We start from the raw sequence: 16,524 nt of genomic DNA, 5'->3' as shown, positions 1-16,524 counted from the left end.
GGGTCAGGCCTGTTCCTTGTAGTAGCGGGCGGCGCCCGGGTGCAGCTCGACCGGCGCCACCTGCTGGCCCAGCTTGACGTCGAGCTTCTCCGCCTCGGGGTGCACGGCCGTCAGCTCGGCCTTCTTGGCGAACAGGGTCTTGGTGATGTCGTACGCGAGCTGCTCGTCCATCGAGTCGGGCACCAGCAGCAGGTTCGCGATGCCGACGGTCTTGACGGCGCCGGACAGCTTGTAGACGGACAGGTCCACGTCGAGCGGGACGTACTGCTCGCCGTAGGTGGCGCGCATCTTCTCCAGGACGTCGCTGGTGTCGAGCAGCTTCATGTCGGGCTTGCTCGTCGCCAGGTCGGTGATGCCGGCCGTGGGCAGGCCGCCGACCCAGAAGAACGCGTCGATGGTGCCGTCCTTGGCCGCCTGCACCGACTCGTTGATGGACAACTGCTGCTTGGTGATGTCGCTGTCGGGGTTGATGCCGGCCGCCTCCAGGATGCGCCTGGCCACGACCTGGGTGCCGGAGTTGGCGGGCCCGAGCGAGACGCGCTTGCCCTTCAGGTCGGCGACCTTGGCCGCCTCGACGCCGGGGGCGGCCACGACGTGGGCGTAGTTGTCGTAGATGCGGGCGATGGCCTTGATGGGCTGTTTCGCGGTGAAGGTGTCCTTGGCGTTGACCGCGTCGGCCGCGGTGTCGGCCTGGGAGAAGCCGATGTCGGCCTTGCCGCTGGCGAGGAGCTTGATGTTCTCGACCGACGCGGAGGTGACGGACGCGGTGGCCTGGGTGTTGGCGATGTTGGAGGACAGCTGCTTGGCCAGGCCGCCGCCGTAGACGTAGTAGACGCCCGTCGTGCCGCCCGTGGCGATCGACAGCCGGTTGCCCGAGCCGCCGCCCGCACCCCCGCCGCAGCCCGCCACGGTCAGGACGGTCGCTGCGACTATCGCAAGAATCCGCTTCACGCTGGGTCCCTTCTCCTTCTTCTGACCAGATGCACGGCGGCGGCCACGGCCAGCACGGCCAGACCGGCGACGATGGGGACGGGCTCGAGGAACAGCAGCAGCACCGCGGCCACGGACGCCAGCACCCGCTCGAACCAGCCGGACAGGCCGCCCGTCGCCATGGCCAGAGCAGCCACGGCGACGGCCGACACGGCGGCCATCAGCAGCACGGTGCCGATCGGCCCCTGCCCGAGCAGCGCCTGCCCGTTGGGCGTGAGCACGAAGGCGAACGGCACCAGGAAGGCCGGCAGCGTGTAACGCCAGGCCATCATCATCGTGCGGTACGTGTTGCCGCCGGTGATCGCGGCCGCCGCGACCGCCGACAGCGCGGTGGGCGGGCTCACCTCCGACAACACCGCGTAGTAGAAGACGAACATGTACGCCTCGGCCTGCGACACCCCTAGCGCGGTGAGCGCCGGCCCGATGATGACCGCCGCGATGATGAAGCTCGCGGTCACCGGCACGGCCAGGCCCAGCAGCATGACCGCGACGGCGGACATGAGCGTCGTCAGGAGCAGGTGGCCCGCCGCGAAGTCCACGATGATCGCGCTGAGGTTGAGGCCCAGGCCGGTCTGGGTGATGACGCCCACGATGATGCCCGCCGCCGCGCACACGGCCGTCACGGGCAGCACCTCGAGCGCGCCCTTGGCCAGCGCCTGCCCGACGCGTTTGGGGCCCATCCGGTGGTGCGGGTCGAGGAACGACAGCGCGAACGCGACCGCCGTGGCGATCACCACCGCCTGGAACGCCGACCGGTCGAGCGCCATCAGCACGATGATGAGGATCAGCGAGCTGAAGTGGTAGCCGAAGCGCAGCAGCAGCCGGCCCGCTCCGGGCGCGTCGACCGGCACGGCGTGGGTGCCGAAGCGGCGCGAGTCGATCTCGATGGCCAGGAAGATGCCCAGGTAGTAGAGAAGGGTCGGGATCGTCGCGTACAGCAGCACCTCGAGGTAGCCGACCCGGAGGTATTCGGCGATGATGAACGCCGCCGCGCCGAGCGTGGGCGGCGACAGGATGGCGCCGATGCCGCTCGCGGCCAGGATGCCGCCGGCCGGTTCCCTCGGGTAGCCGGCCCGCCTGAGCACCGGCCAGGCGACGCTGCCGAGGCTGACCGTGGTCGCCACGCCCGAGCCCGACACGGTGCCGAGCAGGAAGCCCGCGGTGGCGACGGTGCGGCCGGGGGCGGAGCGGGATCTGCGGAAGGCGGCGAAGCTCAGGTCGATGAAGAACCGGCTCGCGCCCGAATAGTCCAGCACGGCGCCGTAGATGGTGAACAGGATGATGTAACTCGCCGCCACCTGCATCGGGACGCCGAAGAAGCCTTCGGTGCCGGTGTAGAGCTGCGAGACGATCTGGCTGAGGTCGAAACCCCGGTGACCGATGGTCCAATCGATCGGCAGATAGGCCCCGTAATAGGCATAAATCAGGAAAATGACGCTGATGATGCTCAACGCCATGCCGACGGTCCGGCGTACCGCCTCCAGCAGCAACACCGTCAGTGCCAGCCCGGCCACGATGTCGAGGTCCGTCAGCGCCGCGCCCGAGCCCCGGTTGCGGAAGTCGTCGATGGCGGCCAGCGGATAGACCAGCACGGCCAGCGAGGCCGCGGCCAGCAGCCAGTCCATGACGCTCGGCCGCTCGGACCGCAGCGCCCCGGCCTTGGCCTCGGACGGGCGCACGCCGGGGGCCTCGGGCGGGAGCCCGCCGGTCCCGGCCTCGGGCGGCGCGTCGCCGGCGCGCGCCTCTTCGGCGGAGGTGCCGCCGATCGCGGTCAGGCGGTCATCGGCCCGGCGGCGCCGCGTCCGCCACTCCAGCCGCAGCAGCCACGCCTTCCGCCGCAGAAACCCCGACAGGCCCGAGCGGTAGCAGACGAACACCAGCGGCAGCGCCACGGCCAGGAACGTCATCCGGTGCTGCAACGCCTCGACCGGCCGGAACACCACCACCAGCGCATAGACCGACAGCAGCCCGCCGAGGATCCACACGCCGAGCCGAAGGGCCCCGCCGAGCTGCCGCGCCGGGCGTTCCTGTTCGTGCGCGGAAACCAGGTCGGCCTCACGGTCGCTCAGCTCGGTCAAGTCGTCCTCCCGACAGGGCGCGTTGCAGGGACTTTACGAGCCGCTTACTTGATCTGGGAAGAGGCCGTTACCTATTTGGTTTCCGCTATCAGTACAAGGGGCGCGAATCGGCCGCCAGCCGCTCGACGGGCACGTCACCGGCCTGGCTGCCGTCCCGCCGCCGCACCGCGATCCCGCCGTCCGCCGCCTCGCGCGGCCCCACGACCAGCTGGTACGGCACCAGCCGGTGCGCCCGGATCCTGGCCCCGAGACTGCCCCGGCCCGCGGGCGCCAGCTCCGCCCGCAGCCCAGCGGCCAGGCAGCTCCGCAGCACCGACTCGGCGGCGGGCAACTCCGCGTCGGACAGCGGCAGCACCACGGCCTGAACGGGCGCCAGCCAGGAGGGGAACGCCCCGCCGTGTATCTCGATGAGGTGCGCGACCAGGCGCTCGATCCCGCCCACGACGCTGCGGTGCACCATGACGGGCCGCTCCCCGCCGGCGTAGCTCAGGTCGAAGCGCTGCGGCTGGAAATAGTCGACCTGGACGGTGGACAGGGTGGTCTCGCGGCCGGCCGGGTCGGTGATCTGAATGTCGATCTTCGGTCCGTAGAAGGCGCCCTCGCCCCGTTCCTCGTCGTAGCCGCGCCCGCGCTCCTTCAGCACCTCGCGCAACACCGCCTCCGCCCGCGCCCACATGGCGGGGTCGTCGACGAACTTGTCGCCCTCGCCCCGCAGCGACAGCCGATAGCGGGCGGCCCGGATGCCGAGCTGGGCGTGCGCGGCCTCGATCAGGTCGAGCGAGGCCGACACCTCGGCGGCGGCCTGCTCGGGAGCACAGAAGACGTGGCCGTCGTTGAGCTGGATGGCGCGCACCCTGGTCAGCCCGCCGAGCACGCCGGACAGCTCCGAGCGGTACATCCCGCCCAGCTCCGCCAGGCGCAGGGGCAGGTCCCGGCGGCTGCGCCCGCGCGAGCGGTAGATGAGCGCGTGGTGCGGGCACAGGCTGGGCCGCAGCACGAACTCCTCGCCGCCCACGTTCATGGGCGGGAACATGTCGTCGGCGTAGTGCGCCCAGTGCCCCGATCGTTCGTACAGCTCGCGCTTGCCGAGCACGGGAGAGTTGACGTGCTGGTAGCCGTTGCGACGTTCGAGCTCGTGGACGTAGTCCTCGATGGCCTTGCGCACGGCCGCGCCCGCCGGCAGCCAGCAGGGCAGGCCGGAGCCGATCAGCGGGTCGGTGTCGAAGATGCCCAGCTCGCGGCCGAGTTTGCGGTGGTCGTTCATGATCGTCCTTTGCGTGGAAAGGGCGAACGACCGCGTTCCCGGGCGTTCGCCCGGGAAGCATGGAATCAGCGCGCCGGGACGAGGTCCGGCGTCGTCGTGACGAGAGCGCGCTGCATGGGACGACCATAACATCCGGCGCGTCTCGGGGATCTCCGTGAAGAAAACCTTCACGAGAATCCCAAGGAATGGCAAATGATATAAAGAGCCCGTGGCCGAGATCACCCTGGACGTTCGCCAGTTGCAGGTGTTCGCCGAGGTCGGCTACCAGGTCGCGGGTGGTGGCGGCGCGTGCGCCGCGATGGCGGCGCTGCGCCGCGTGGTCCCGCTCGACGCCTACGAGTTCGTCGCGTTCGACCCCGCCACCGGGCGGCACCAGAGCGTCGTGTCCGACGGGCACCCGCGCATCGACCGCGACGCGGCGGAGGAGTACGCCGGGCTGGAGGCCTACCGCAGGGCGCTGGCCACCAGAGCGCCGGTCGGCATGCCCGAGCCGGGCACCGAGCGCTATTTCCGGCGCCATCTGGCCCCCTACGGGTGGCGGGCCGGGCTGACCGCGCCGCTGTTCCTCGGCGGCGGCCGCTACACCGGGCTGCTGCACCTGGTCTCCCGTGGCGACTTCCCGCGCCGTACGAAAGCGCTCGTGGCCGCCGTGAGCCCCATGCTGGCCCACGTCACCGACCTGACCCGGTGCGTGATCGACCCGGTGGGGCTGCCGGCCGACTTCCGCGCGGTCGCCTTCGACCGGCTCGGCGCCCGGCGGGAGGTGCCGGGGCGCGAGATCTCGCCCGCGCTGCGGGACGACCCGGCGATGGCCGCCTTCGCCCGCGCGTTCATCGACTCGCGCGAGCTGAGCAGGCACGGGCTCTGGCTCGACGGCGCCGGCGGATGGCACGAGCTGCGGCTGCTCAGGGCGGGCGTCGGGTTCCAGGGCGCGCTGCAGGGCGCCGTCGCCGCCGAGCGCCCGTGCCCGCTGCCCTACGACCTCACGGGCCGGGAGGTGGACGTGCTCACCAGGGTGGCCGCGGGCGACTCCAACCCGCAGATCGCCGCCGCGCTCGTGCTCAGCGTCCGCACGGTCACCACCCACCTGGAGCACATTTTCGCCAAGCTGGGCTGCGACAGCCGCACCCGCCTGACCACCAAGGCCCTCGCCGAGGGCCTGTGCCGCCTCGACGTGCGAGGTGCGTCCGGGAAGTAAAGGAGTGGCGATCGCCCAGCCCTACGCGGACGAGGCCATGACGTCCTGTCCCGACCAGGACCGGGTCTACGACCGCACGCCGGCGGGCCGCATCGTCCGCGAACCCAGGGAATACACGCAGACGCTGAGCCGGATCGTCAACAGCCTGACCCGGGAGGGCGTCGTGCTGAGGCTGCTCTCCGAGGTCCACGGTGACGCCCGCGACGCCGAACCGGGGAGCTGGGAGCACTTCATGACGGTGGCTCCGCCCTGGCTGGAATTCGTCTGGCACTACCGCCCCGGCGCCCCGGGAAGCCGAGGGACCGTTCCAAAGGACTAGACGGCCAGCCCCGCGGCCACGCGAGCCTGGAGCAGCTCGAACCAGACGGTCGTCGAACCGGCCTCGCGGGTGAAACCCCAGCGGTGGCTGAGCGCCTCGATCAACGGCAGGCCCCGGCCGCTGGTCGCCTGCGCACTCGTACGGCACACGCAGGGAGGCCCCTCCGACCCGGCGTCCGCCACGAACACCCGCACCAGCGTGTCCGAGCGTGTCACGGTCACCGTGAACGACCCCCCGGCGCCGGACCGGCTGTGCAGCACGGCGTTCGTGGCCAGCTCGCTGGTCAGCAGCACGACGTCGTCGTGGAGGGGATGATCGCGGCCGAGCGCGTCCGTCACGAGGCTCCTGGCCCTGGAGACCTGGGAGGGGCTTCCCGGCAGCCGGGCCACGAGATCGTGGCCGGCGGGCGGATCGCTCTCCTCGGTCCCATCGACGCGGTGCGAGTCCGGCGGTGCCACGGCGGCCTCCCCCAAATCCGGTGACTTCATGAGACGCGCCAGAGGGGTGCTGGAGATTATCGCGAAAAGGTAGGAATGGGCTTTCCCAAGGTCGCCTGCGCTACCTCCGGCGGCGACCGAGTACGCTGCGATCGACGAGTCGTCCAGACCCCGGGGGAGCGCAGCGTGCGAGGAGGTGGCGTGAACAGCCTGGATGCCGTCTGGGTGCGGCCGTACGACCGGCCGGGTGCGGCGGTCGTGACCGGCGTCTTCGACATCCTGCACGTGGGCCATGTGCGCTATCTGGGAGCGGTGGCCGAGCGCGGGCTGCCACTGGTCGTCGGCGTCGAGGACGATCCGCGGGTGCGGGCGTGGAAGGGCCCCAGCAGGCCGCTCAACCCGGCGGCCGAACGCGCCGAGGTGCTGGCCGCGCTCCGCTTCGTGACCGGGGTGTTCATCGTGACGGGGCCGCCCGAGGCGCACGGGCCTGAGGACTACATCGACCTGCTCGCTCCGATGCGGCCGGGCGCGCTCGCACACACGGCCGGCGACCCGCACGCGGGCGCGCGGGCCGCCGCCGCGGCGATCCTGGGCGCGGAGTGCTGGGAGATGGACGCCATCCCGGGCCGCTCGACCACCCGCATCGTGAACGCGGCGGGAAAGGGCTGACCCCGCCCCTGGCGCCCGGCCGGGCATGGCGCGCGGGCCGGCCGGCGGGCATGTCGCCGGGGCCGCGCGCCATGATCGCGTAATCTTGGCTGTCATGACGGGTGACCTCGTGGCGAGACAGGTGACCAACCTGCTGGCACCGCAGGTGCTGGTCATCGTCATGCCGCCACTCGTGGGCCTGCTCGCGCAGGGCTGGAGCGGGGCGGCGTGGGGCCTGGTCGCCTCGGCGTTCTGCGGGGGAGTGCCGGCGGCGGTGATCGCGGTCGGCGTGCGCTCGGGGCGGCTCGACTCGCACCACATCGTCGACCGCGCCCGCCGCACGCGCCCGCTGCTGGCCGCGGTGGCGGCGGTGCTGGCGGCGCTGGCTCTGCTGGTCCTCATGGGCGCGCCGAGGCTGCTCGTCGCCACCGTGACCGCGATGCTGGCCGCGCTGGCGGTGACCGTGCCGATCACGCTGCGCTGGAAGATCTCCTTCCACGCCGCCGTCTGCGCGGGCACGGTGGTGGTGCTCGCGCACGTGCTGCCCTCCTGGCCGGCCGCGGTCGCCGGCGCCGCCGTCGTGGCGCTGGTGTGCTGGGCCAGGGTGCGCCTGACGCACCACACCTGGCCGCAGGTGGTGGCGGGCACGGCGGTGGGGGCGCTGGTGACGTGGGCCACGCTGGCCGCGTTCGGCCTGAGCTGATCACCGGGACGATCGCGGAATAGCGGGGTGCGCGCGGCGGTTGCCGCGAGCATGGATGCCACGAAACGCGGCCGGGTACGCGTCGAGCGCACGGCCAAACGGGTGCGGACCTACCTCGGCGGCCGGGTGGTGGCCGACACCGCCTCCGCCCTGCTGGTGTGGGAGGTCCCCTACTATCCGGCCTACTACTTCCCGCTGGCGGACGTCGACGAGTCGGCGCTCAAGCCGGCCGGAACGGCCCAGCACTCGCCGAGCAGGGGCGACGGCCTGGTGCACACGGTCACCGCGGGCGCCAAGGAGGCCCCCGGCGCGGCGCTGGTCTACCAGGACTCTCCGCTGGAGGAGATCCGCGGCCACGTGCGCTTCGAGTGGGACGCCATGGACGCCTGGTTCGAGGAGGACGAGGAGGTCTTCTTCCACCCGCGCGACCCGTACACCCGGGTGGACATCCTGCCGAGCTCGCGGCACGTGCGCGTCGAGGTGGACGGGGTGACCGTGGCCGACTCCCGCAGCCCGCACATCCTCTTCGAGACGGGGCTGCCGGCCCGCTACTACCTGCCGAAGCCGGACGTCCGGCTTGACCTGCTGGAATCCACCGCCACGATCACGCACTGCCCGTACAAAGGCACGGCCGAATACTGGTCGGTCAACGGCAAGGAGGACCTCGCCTGGTCCTACCGGACACCGCTGCCCGAGAGCGAGCGGGTCGCCGGGCTGATCGCCTTCTACGACGAGAAGCTCGACATCTACCTCGACGGGGAGTTGCAGGAGCGTCCCAAGACCAAGTTCGGCTGAAGTGACCGCGCGGCGAGCACGGCGCCGCCTGAGCTCGGGAGGCGGCGCCGGGCGGCTCAGGCGATCAGGCGGGCGAGCACCCGGGTGCCGAACTTCAGCCCCTCCACCGGCACCCGCTCGTCCTTGCCGTGGAACATCCCGAAATAGTCGAGGTCGGGCCGGAGCATCAGCGGCGCGAAGCCGTACCCCTTGATGCCGATCCGCGCGAACGACTTCGCGTCCGTGCCGCCGGACATCACGTACGGCACCGGCCGCGCGAGCGGGTCCTCGGCCACGAGCGAGCCCGCCAGCTCGTCGAAGAACGCCGACGGGTACGGCGCGGCGGGAGCGTCCTCCAGGTTGACGAACTCGCGGGTGATCTTCGGGCCGAGCAGGGCGTCGATCGTCTCCAGGAACTCCTCGCGCAGCCCCGGCAGGTAGCGCCCGTCCACGTGCGCCCCGGCGGTCGAGGGCACCACGTTGACCTTGTAGCCGGCGTCCAGCATCGTCGGGTTCGCGGAGTTGCGGATCTGGCCCTTGAACAGGCTGCCCAGCGGCCCCAGCCGGGCCGCCTCCTCGTCCAGGCGGTCGAGGTCGATGCGCTGGCCGGTGATCTCCGACAGGTGCTCGATGAGCGCCGCGACCGGCGGCGTCAGGCGTACCGGCCACTGGTGGGAGGCCACCCGCGACAGGGCGTGCGCCATCGTCGCGACCGGGTTGTCCACGGCGGGCTTGGAGCCGTGGCCGGCCACGCCGCGCGCGGTGAGCCGCATCCAGGCGGTGCCGCGCTCGCCCACCGCGATCGGGTAGACCCGGTGCTCGCCGGAGGCCACGCTGAAGCCGCCCGACTCGCTGATCGCCTCCGTGACGCCGTCGAACAGCTCGCGGTGCTCGGTGACGGCGTGCCGCGAGCCGAAGTCGCCGGTCGCCTCCTCGTCGGCGAGGAAGGCCAGGACCAGATCGCGCTTCGGGCGCACTCCCCGCGCGGCCAGGTCGAGCACGGTCGCGAGGGTCATCGCGCACGAGCCCTTCATGTCGACCGCGCCCCGGCCGTACACGCAGTCGTCCACGATCTCCCCGGAGAACGGGTGCATCCGCCACTCGGCCGGGTCGGCGGGCACGACGTCGAGGTGGCCGTGGATGAGCAGCGCGTCGGGGGAGTCGCCGTCGATCCTGGCCACGACGGTGGTCCGCTTCGGCGCCGACTCGAACACCACGGGCTCGAGCCCGGCGTCGGCCAGCAGCGTGGCGACGTACTCGGCGGCGGGCCGCTCGCCCGAGCCCGGATTGGTGGTGTCGAACCTGATCAGATCCGAGCAGATCTCGGCAACGCTCTTCATGCTCTCCCCTTAAGCGTCAACGGCGGCACCTCGGGCGTCTCCAGGTCGAAGATCAGCCCGTAGAAGGCCAGCTCGGCCTCCAGCACCGCGACAATGGTCTCTTCCCTGCGCCAGCCGTGCTGCTCGCCAGGGAACGTCAGCAGGGCCCACGCCTTGCCGTGCCGGTCCAGCTCGGCGGTGAACCGCTCCGCCTGCCCGACGTCCACGATCGCGTCCTCCAGGCCGTGCAACATCAGGCACGGGCCCGACGCGCGGGCGGCGTTCAGCAGCGGCGAACGCTCGGTGTAGCGCTGCCGCGTCTCGGGCAGCGGCCCCACCAGGCCGTCCAGATAGCGGGACTCGAAGTCGTGCGTCTCCGTGGCCCAGCTCTCCGGGTCGGTGATCGCGTAGTGCGCGACCCCGCCCGCGAACACGTCGCTGTGGACGAGCGCCGCCACCGTGGTCCAGCCCCCGGCGCTGCCGCCACGGACGGCGATCCGCGACGCGTCGGCCCGGCCCAGCTCCACCAGGCCACGGGCCACCTTGGCGCAGTCCTGCACGTCGACCACGCCCCACTGGTGACGCAGCCGCTCCCGGTAGGCCCGGCCGTAGCCGGTCGAGCCGCCGTAGTTCACCACGGCCACGCCGATGCCCCTGCTGGTGAAGTAGGCGATCTCCAGGTCGAGCACGATCGGCAGGTGCCCGGTCGGCCCGCCGTGCACGAAGATCACGTACGGGCTCGGGCCGGTGGCCCCCGACGGCGGGTAGAGGTGCGCGTGCACGCCCTCGATCGTCATCGCCTCCGGCGTGGGCAGCAGGTCCCCGTCCGGCAGCGGCTTGGGCGCCGACACGATCTCGTACGCGCCGTCGAGGCCGACCAGCGCCACCTCCAGCGGCGTGTACGGCGTCGCGCGCACCGCCGCGACCTTGCCGCCCGCCACCGACACGGTCGAGGACCAGTGGGTGGCCGCGCCGCCGATCTCGCGCAGGTCGCCCGTCTCCGGATCCAGCACGCCCAGGCGGCGGCGGTCGGCGGTGCCGTACACGACGACCAGGTCGCCGTCGTCCGCGAGCGTCAGGTAGGTCATGCCCGGCTTCCACGCCGCGCCGCCGAACTCCAGCTCCATCGGCGTGAGGTTGCGGCCCGGCCCGCCGCCGGCGGGCACGAGGTGCACGTTCCACCAGCCGGTGGGGTCGGTGACCGCGTACAGGGCGGTGTCGTCGCGCCACTCGGCCTGGGCGACCGATTCGCGCGGGCCGCCCGCCACCACCCGGTGGGGGCCGGCCGTGCCGTCCGCGCGCAGTTCGGCCACGCAGAGCTCGGTGCCGTCCCAGGGCATGTTGGGGTGGTCCCAGCCGATCCATGAGACCTGGCGGCCGTTGGGTGAAATCCGAGGATTCATCAGAAAATGATGGGCTTTGACGATGACGCTGGTCCGGCCGCCGTCCAGCGGCACCGCCGCCAGATCCCGCACGTTGTCCGTCTCCCTGACCGCCCACACCTCCTCACGTCCCGGGGGCAGGTACAGGTCCGCGTAACGGTACGTACCCACGGGAGTGATCGCCACCGGGTCCCCACCCGCGTCGAGGCGGTAAAGGCGCTGGTCGGCCCAGTTGGTGAAGACGAGCCCGCCGCCGGGCAGCGGGCGCCAGGAGCGGCCTCCGTACTCGACCACCCGGTTGCGCGCGTTCCAGCCGGGCGGCAGGACGTCCACGCGGGAGCCGTCCGGCAGGCGACGCACCACGCAGCGCCTGCCGCCCTCATGCGGGCGGGGCTCGTCCCACCAGACCTCGGTGCCTGAGGGCGTGGCCACCGCCTCCACCCACTGAGGGCCGCCGTCGGTACGGGCAACGTCGATCGGACGAATACTCATTAATTCACCAATTACCATTCATACAGGGAGGAAGGGGATGCTCTGGTGGGTGGAGGATGTACACGATGCCGCCGCTGCCGTCGCCGGTGCCGCCGCCACTGCCTGGGCTCCTGAGCCACACGCGCTCGAACGCGGCCCGCGGATAGACCCGGCGGACCTCGGCCTCGGCCGGCGCGGCGGGGTCGTTCACGACGACGTCGCCGCCGGCGGTGAAACCCCTCACGACCATGATGTGCCCGTTCGTGGAGTAGCCGGAGCCGGGCAGCTCGTGCGCCTTGAACGACTGGGACGTGATCACGGGGATCCCGGCCCGTACGAACCGCTCCAGCTCCGCCGCAGACCGCAGCCGCGTCACGAAGCCGGCCAGCCCGTACCGCCCCGCGTACGCGACGTTGAACGGCCAGTTGCCGGTGCCCTGGTAGCTCTCGTCGTACACGCCCATGGCCGCGTGGTCCACCGTCGGCGCGGGGTCGTCCGCCCCGACCCAGGCCAGCTCGCCGGGGCCGGGGCCGCGGCCCCAGAAGCCGAGCACCATGGCCACCGAGGCGGGGCTGCACCAGTTGGCGCCGCCGCCGTCCCAGCGCGGGTGGTGCCCGGCGTGCGCGTACTGCGAGTGCCGGGGCACCGCCAGCTCGACGGCCCCCACCCCGCCGCGGGCTTCCACCCCGCTGAAGCTTCCCGCTCCGCCGCCGGTCCCCACGCCGCCGCCGGTCCCCGGCGCGCCCGGCCCGGTGTCCGCGTCCGGCCCGGCGGCATCGACCGCGCCGGTGTCAGCGCCCGGCCCGGCGGCGGTGGCCGGGGGGAGCGGGTGCTGGGGCGGGGCCGAGGCCATCACGCCCAGGCCGGTGACGCGGGCGCCCGCGCCGTGCCGGGTGACGCGCAGCTGGCAGGCCACGACGGGACGCCTGGCGACGAACGTGTCCACCGCCACGTCGCCGTCCCCGTCGCCCTGGCCGGGCACCGAGGTGCGCGGATCGCCGTGCTCGGACCAGCGGCCCATGATGTACCACTTGGTGCGGGTGCCGGACGCCGTCGTGGCGCGCAGCGCGATCTCGATCCACGTGCCCGGCGGGGTGCGAGCGGTCCACGAGGGCACGAGCTGCGTGGCGGCGAAACCGATCGGGTGCTCCTCACCGATCCAGATGCGCGGCCCCGCGTCGGGTCCCGTGTCGGGTCCCGTGTCGGGTCCCGTGCCGGGCCCCGTGTCGGGTCCCGTGCCGGGTCCCGTGTCGGGCCCCGTGTCGGGTCCCGTGCCGGGTCCCGTGTCGGGCCCCGTGTCGGGCATCGTGAAGCGGGTGAAGGCCACGGGGGACAGGTCGACGGTGAGCACCACCCATATTGTGGTTTCGCACTCCATGTCGCACATCGGATGGTTTACGTACCGGCCCGGCTCTCCACGACGGGCGGAACCGTCCCGGAGCCGGGGACGCCGCGCACCCGCCTGTCCTGAGCGGGTGCGCGGCGGTCAGAGGTAGAGGCCCGTGGAGTCGTTGCCGGAGGAGTGGGGGAGCTCGCGGCCGGCGCGGAGCGCGTACAGCTCCGCGAGCGTCGCCCCCGAAGGGCCCACGCCCTGCGGCGTGCCGAGCCACGCGATCGCTTCGTCCCTGCTCAGCGGCCCGACCTCGAGCTGCGCCAGGCAGCGGCCCGGGCGTACGACGGCAGGGTGGAGGCGGGCGAGGTCCTCGTTCGTGGTGATCGCCACCAGCACGTCGCGGCCCTGGCCGAGCAGGCCGTCCGTCAGGTTGAGCAGGCGCGACAGACCCTGACCCGCCTGGGCCTTGGCGCCGGCGCTGATCAGCTCGTCGCAGTCCTCCAGGACGAGCAGCCGCCAGCGCTGGGCGTCATCGTCGGTGTCGTAGCCGACCGCCACCTCCATCAGGTAGCCCGGCTCGTTGAACAGCCGCTCGGGGTCGAGCACGCAGTCGACCTGGCACCAGTCGTGCCACTGCTTGGCCAGCGTGCGCAGCAGCGTGGTCTTGCCGGTGCCCGGCCGGCCGTGCAGGAGGATGAGCCGGCCGTTCACGTCGGAGGGCGTGACGGACATCAGCTTGCCGAGGGACGCGCGTATCTTGCCGGAGTAGTTGGCGCTGATCTCGTACCACGGCTGCGCCGTGATCGGCCGCTCCGAGCGGGTGCCGCCGTGCGTGCCGCGCCACCAGAAGCCCATCTCGACGTGGTCGACGTCCGGCATGGCCTCTTCCGCGCCGTCGATCGTCTCGTGGAGCACCGACTTGGCCAGCTCCTCGCTCACCGCCGTCACGCTGACCGTGGCGGTGCGGTCGCGGTGGCGCACGACGCGCAGGGTCCAGCCGTCGCCGCCGATGAGCCGCGACTCCGGGCCGTCCTCGACCCGCGCCGTGCGCAGCACGCGGCCCTCGGCGGGGCTGAGCGTGGCCTCAGGGCGTACGCGCTCCAGGTTGGCCAGCCGGGACCAGGGCTGCGCGCCCGTCGCGAACGGCGACAGCGCCAGGGCGTCGATGAGGTCGATGGCGGAGTCGGCGTCGTCGATGGTGATGTTCATCGGCAGCCCTGCGGCGTCGGGGCTGGGGAACGGCACCTCCCTGATCACAGACATATCGGTAATGATCTCCGCAGGGTCGTCGGATGTCGAAGGGTTTCCGAAAGGAGAAGTGGTCATTCCTTGTTGAGGGTACCCGTCTGCGACATGAGATCGAGGCCAGGTGCGTCGCGCCGGGTATAGGTGAGCGAGTCGCCCTCCAACGTCAGCACGATGGTGCCGGGGACGCAACCGCCCTCGTTCCGGCCCAGGGCGAAGGTCGGCCGGGTCTCCTCCACCTCGGTCAGGGTGATGGTGCCCCTGCAGTGCTCGCGCACCCTGCCCGCCTTCGCCGAGCCTCCCGTCCAGGCGGTAATCGCCCAGTGACGCCGGGTCGTCTGGTGTCAGGGGGAGTCACCATGGGCGATACGTTACCGTCGTCACGCACGCGACAAAGATCCCATCGCCATGCGGACGCCAAGATCCAGCGGTATTTTAGACCGTTGCGTTATTTCACTCCTTACGCGGAGGTATCAGGGGAAGTGTCGAAGATCACGTTCCGCGAAAGGGCGCGGTACTGGTTCGACAACACCATGTCCAGGGGGACGGCTTCGCTGATCGGCTGGCTGGCCATGGTGTCGGTCGCGCTCCTCGTCGTGGTCACGGTGCTGACGCTCTGGCTCGCGCCCAACGAGCCGGAGGGCGTGACCGGGCCCGGACACGTGCTCTGGATCGCGCTCATGCACGCGCTCAGCCCTGGCAAGATCTCCAGCGATGAGGGTTCGACGGCGTACATGACGGTGATGTTCGCCGGCTCGCTCGGCGGCATCTTCATCGTCAGCATGCTCGTCGGCCTGCTCTCCAACGGGTTGAAGCAGAAGGTCGACCGCCTGCGCAAGGGCCGCTCGCGGATCGTCGAGTCCGGCCACACGGTGGTGCTCGGCTGGTCCGACCAGATCTTCACGATCGTGGCCGAGCTGTCCAAGGCGCAGGCGAGCCAGCGCAGCTCGGTGATCGCCATCCTGGCGGAACGTGACAAACTGGAGATGGAGGACCAGATCCGTGAGCAGGCCGGCAACCTGGGCAAGACGCGCGTCGTCTGCCGCACCGGGCGGCCCACCGAGCCGCACGACCTCGACCTGATGAACCTGGCGGCGGCCCGCTCGGTCGTCGTGCTCTCGCCCGAGCGCGAGGATCCCGACGCCCACGTCATCAAGATCCTGCTCGCGCTGGCCAAGCGCGAGGGCGTGCACCCGCCGGCCGTCGCGGCGCTGACCTCCAGCCGCAACATCGCCGCCGCCCGCCTGGCCGGCGGCCAGGAGGTGCTCCTGGTCGACTCCGACGACACCGCGTCCCGGCTCATCGTGCAGTCCTCGCGCCAGTCCGGGATGTCCGTGGTGTGCATGGACCTGCTCAACTTCGACGGCGGCGAGATCTACCTGCGCACCCCGAAGAAGCTCGTCGGCGTCACGTACGGCGAGGCGCTGCACGCGTACCAGACCGCCTCCGTGATCGGGCTGCGCCGGCCGTCCGGCGTCGTGCTGAACCCGCCGGGCGACACCGTCATCGACGCCGACGACCAGGTCATCGTCATCGCCCACGACGACTCCCACGTCCGCCTGGCGGCCGGCATGCCGTACGTCGAGGAGGGCGCCATCGTCGGGACGCAGCGCACGCCCGCCGAGCCGGAGCGCATGCTGCTGCTCAACTGGAACGGCAGGGCCGAGCAGATCGTCCGCTACCTCGACGGCTACGTCGCCCCCGGCGCCGTCCTGGAGATCGCCGCCGACCACCCCAAGGCCGGCACCGGCCTGGCCGGTCTGGCCAACCTCACCGTCAACGTCAAGGACTGCGACACCACCGACCGCTTCGCCCTCGAATCGCTCGGCGTCGGCCTCTTCCAGCACGTCATCGTGCTCAGCGACGACCGTTTCGAGCCGCACCACTCCGACACGCGCACGCTCATGACGCTGCTCCAGCTCCGCGACATGCAGCGCGCGCTCGGCGAGCACTACTCGATCGTCAGCGAGATGCACGACGAGAACAACCGCTCCCTGGCCGAGGTCACCGAAGCCGACGACATCGTCATCAGCGACACCGTCATCGGCCTGCTCCTCGCCCAGCTCGCCGAGAACCGGCACCTGGCCGACGTGTTCGGCTACCTGTTCGACTCGCGCGGATCGGAGATCTACCCGCGCCCCGCCGTCTCCTACGTGAAGACGGGGGTGAAGGTGTCGTTCTCCACGGTCGTGGAGTCCGCCAGGCGCAGGGGCGAGACGGCCATCGGCTACCGCAAGAACACGGCGAGGAACGATCCGCCGCACTACGGCATCGTCCTCAACCCGGACAAGTCCGAGCCCATCGTCCTGGAGGGGGCGGACTCGGTGATCGTGCTCGCCGAACGCTGACCCCGCGCCCCGTTG

15 protein-coding genes are annotated in these 16,524 nt (G+C 71.7%); 6 read left to right on the top strand and 9 right to left on the bottom strand.

Going from position 1 to position 16,524, the window contains the following annotated elements; genetic code table 11:
- Positions 1 to 3: 3 nt before the first annotated feature.
- From ABGB01_RS04640 to thrS, 3 genes are all read right to left on the bottom strand, one after another.
- The gene (locus ABGB01_RS04640; RefSeq protein WP_347770628.1) at positions 4 to 951 is read right to left on the bottom strand and encodes a TAXI family TRAP transporter solute-binding subunit; all 948 of its coding nucleotides are present in this window, start codon (positions 949 to 951) and stop codon (positions 4 to 6) included.
- Positions 948 to 3,068, bottom strand: a complete 2,121-nt coding sequence (locus ABGB01_RS04635) for a TRAP transporter fused permease subunit (protein ID WP_347770626.1) — start codon at positions 3,066 to 3,068, stop codon at positions 948 to 950. Before ABGB01_RS04635 ends, ABGB01_RS04640 begins: the two co-directional genes overlap by 4 nt.
- An 88-nt stretch (positions 3,069 to 3,156) precedes the next feature.
- Positions 3,157 to 4,464 (bottom strand): threonine--tRNA ligase, encoded by a 1,308-nt coding sequence (thrS, locus tag ABGB01_RS04630; protein ID WP_347771236.1) that lies wholly within the window; start codon positions 4,462 to 4,464, stop codon positions 3,157 to 3,159.
- A gap of 76 nt (positions 4,465 to 4,540) precedes the next feature.
- On the opposite strand from thrS, the gene ABGB01_RS04625 reads away from it, so the two are divergent.
- Positions 4,541 to 5,530: a LuxR C-terminal-related transcriptional regulator gene (locus ABGB01_RS04625; RefSeq protein ID WP_347770624.1), complete on the top strand. Its 990-nt coding sequence runs from the start codon at positions 4,541 to 4,543 to the stop codon at positions 5,528 to 5,530.
- Positions 5,531 to 5,534: 4 nt separating this feature from the next.
- The gene (locus ABGB01_RS04620; RefSeq protein ID WP_347770622.1) at positions 5,535 to 5,849 is read left to right on the top strand and encodes a hypothetical protein; all 315 of its coding nucleotides are present in this window, start codon (positions 5,535 to 5,537) and stop codon (positions 5,847 to 5,849) included.
- Here the strand turns inward: ABGB01_RS04620 and ABGB01_RS04615 are convergent.
- Complete coding sequence (locus tag ABGB01_RS04615) at positions 5,846 to 6,307, bottom strand: ATP-binding protein (RefSeq protein WP_347770620.1); 462 nt, start codon at positions 6,305 to 6,307, stop codon at positions 5,846 to 5,848. The two genes, ABGB01_RS04620 and ABGB01_RS04615, sit on opposite strands and share 4 nt — an antisense overlap.
- A 180-nt stretch (positions 6,308 to 6,487) precedes the next feature.
- Here ABGB01_RS04615 and ABGB01_RS04610 point away from each other — a divergent pair, with 180 nt between their 5' ends.
- The 3 genes from ABGB01_RS04610 to ABGB01_RS04600 all read left to right on the top strand — a co-directional run bounded on the left by ABGB01_RS04610 (position 6,488) and on the right by ABGB01_RS04600 (position 8,432).
- A complete protein-coding gene (locus ABGB01_RS04610; RefSeq protein WP_347621364.1) occupies positions 6,488 to 6,955 on the top strand; it encodes an adenylyltransferase/cytidyltransferase family protein in 468 nt (155 codons plus the stop codon).
- Between the two features lie 94 nt (positions 6,956 to 7,049).
- Positions 7,050 to 7,637 carry a hypothetical protein gene (locus ABGB01_RS04605; protein ID WP_347770618.1) on the top strand — a complete coding sequence of 196 codons (588 nt, stop codon included), beginning with the start codon at positions 7,050 to 7,052 and terminating at the stop codon, positions 7,635 to 7,637.
- A gap of 51 nt (positions 7,638 to 7,688) precedes the next feature.
- A complete protein-coding gene (locus ABGB01_RS04600; RefSeq protein WP_347770616.1) occupies positions 7,689 to 8,432 on the top strand; it encodes a DUF427 domain-containing protein in 744 nt (247 codons plus the stop codon).
- A gap of 56 nt (positions 8,433 to 8,488) precedes the next feature.
- Here ABGB01_RS04600 and ABGB01_RS04595 read toward each other — a convergent pair whose 3' ends face one another.
- From ABGB01_RS04595 to ABGB01_RS04575, 5 genes are all read right to left on the bottom strand, one after another.
- On the bottom strand, positions 8,489 to 9,751 hold the full coding sequence (locus ABGB01_RS04595; RefSeq protein ID WP_347770614.1) for a M20/M25/M40 family metallo-hydrolase: 1,263 nt from the start codon (positions 9,749 to 9,751) through the stop codon (positions 8,489 to 8,491).
- On the bottom strand, positions 9,748 to 11,604 hold the full coding sequence (locus ABGB01_RS04590; protein ID WP_347770612.1) for a prolyl oligopeptidase family serine peptidase: 1,857 nt from the start codon (positions 11,602 to 11,604) through the stop codon (positions 9,748 to 9,750). The genes ABGB01_RS04595 and ABGB01_RS04590 overlap by 4 nt, the downstream gene beginning before the upstream one ends.
- A gap of 4 nt (positions 11,605 to 11,608) precedes the next feature.
- Positions 11,609 to 12,961 (bottom strand): C39 family peptidase, encoded by a 1,353-nt coding sequence (locus ABGB01_RS04585; protein WP_347770610.1) that lies wholly within the window; start codon positions 12,959 to 12,961, stop codon positions 11,609 to 11,611.
- Between the two features lie 108 nt (positions 12,962 to 13,069).
- Positions 13,070 to 14,179 carry a DUF5925 domain-containing protein gene (locus tag ABGB01_RS04580; protein ID WP_347770608.1) on the bottom strand — a complete coding sequence of 370 codons (1,110 nt, stop codon included), beginning with the start codon at positions 14,177 to 14,179 and terminating at the stop codon, positions 13,070 to 13,072.
- Between the two features lie 59 nt (positions 14,180 to 14,238).
- The gene (locus ABGB01_RS04575) at positions 14,239 to 14,439 is read right to left on the bottom strand and encodes a hypothetical protein (RefSeq protein ID WP_347770606.1); all 201 of its coding nucleotides are present in this window, start codon (positions 14,437 to 14,439) and stop codon (positions 14,239 to 14,241) included.
- Between the two features lie 204 nt (positions 14,440 to 14,643).
- Here ABGB01_RS04575 and ABGB01_RS04570 point away from each other — a divergent pair, with 204 nt between their 5' ends.
- Positions 14,644 to 16,509 carry a TrkA C-terminal domain-containing protein gene (locus ABGB01_RS04570; protein WP_347770604.1) on the top strand — a complete coding sequence of 622 codons (1,866 nt, stop codon included), beginning with the start codon at positions 14,644 to 14,646 and terminating at the stop codon, positions 16,507 to 16,509.
- Positions 16,510 to 16,524: the final 15 nt, after the last annotated feature.

It is taken from the genome of Nonomuraea sp. B5E05, assembly GCF_039880665.1.
GTDB lineage: Bacteria > Actinomycetota > Actinomycetes > Streptosporangiales > Streptosporangiaceae > Nonomuraea.
This window is presented reverse-complemented; position numbering and strand designations above follow the sequence as displayed.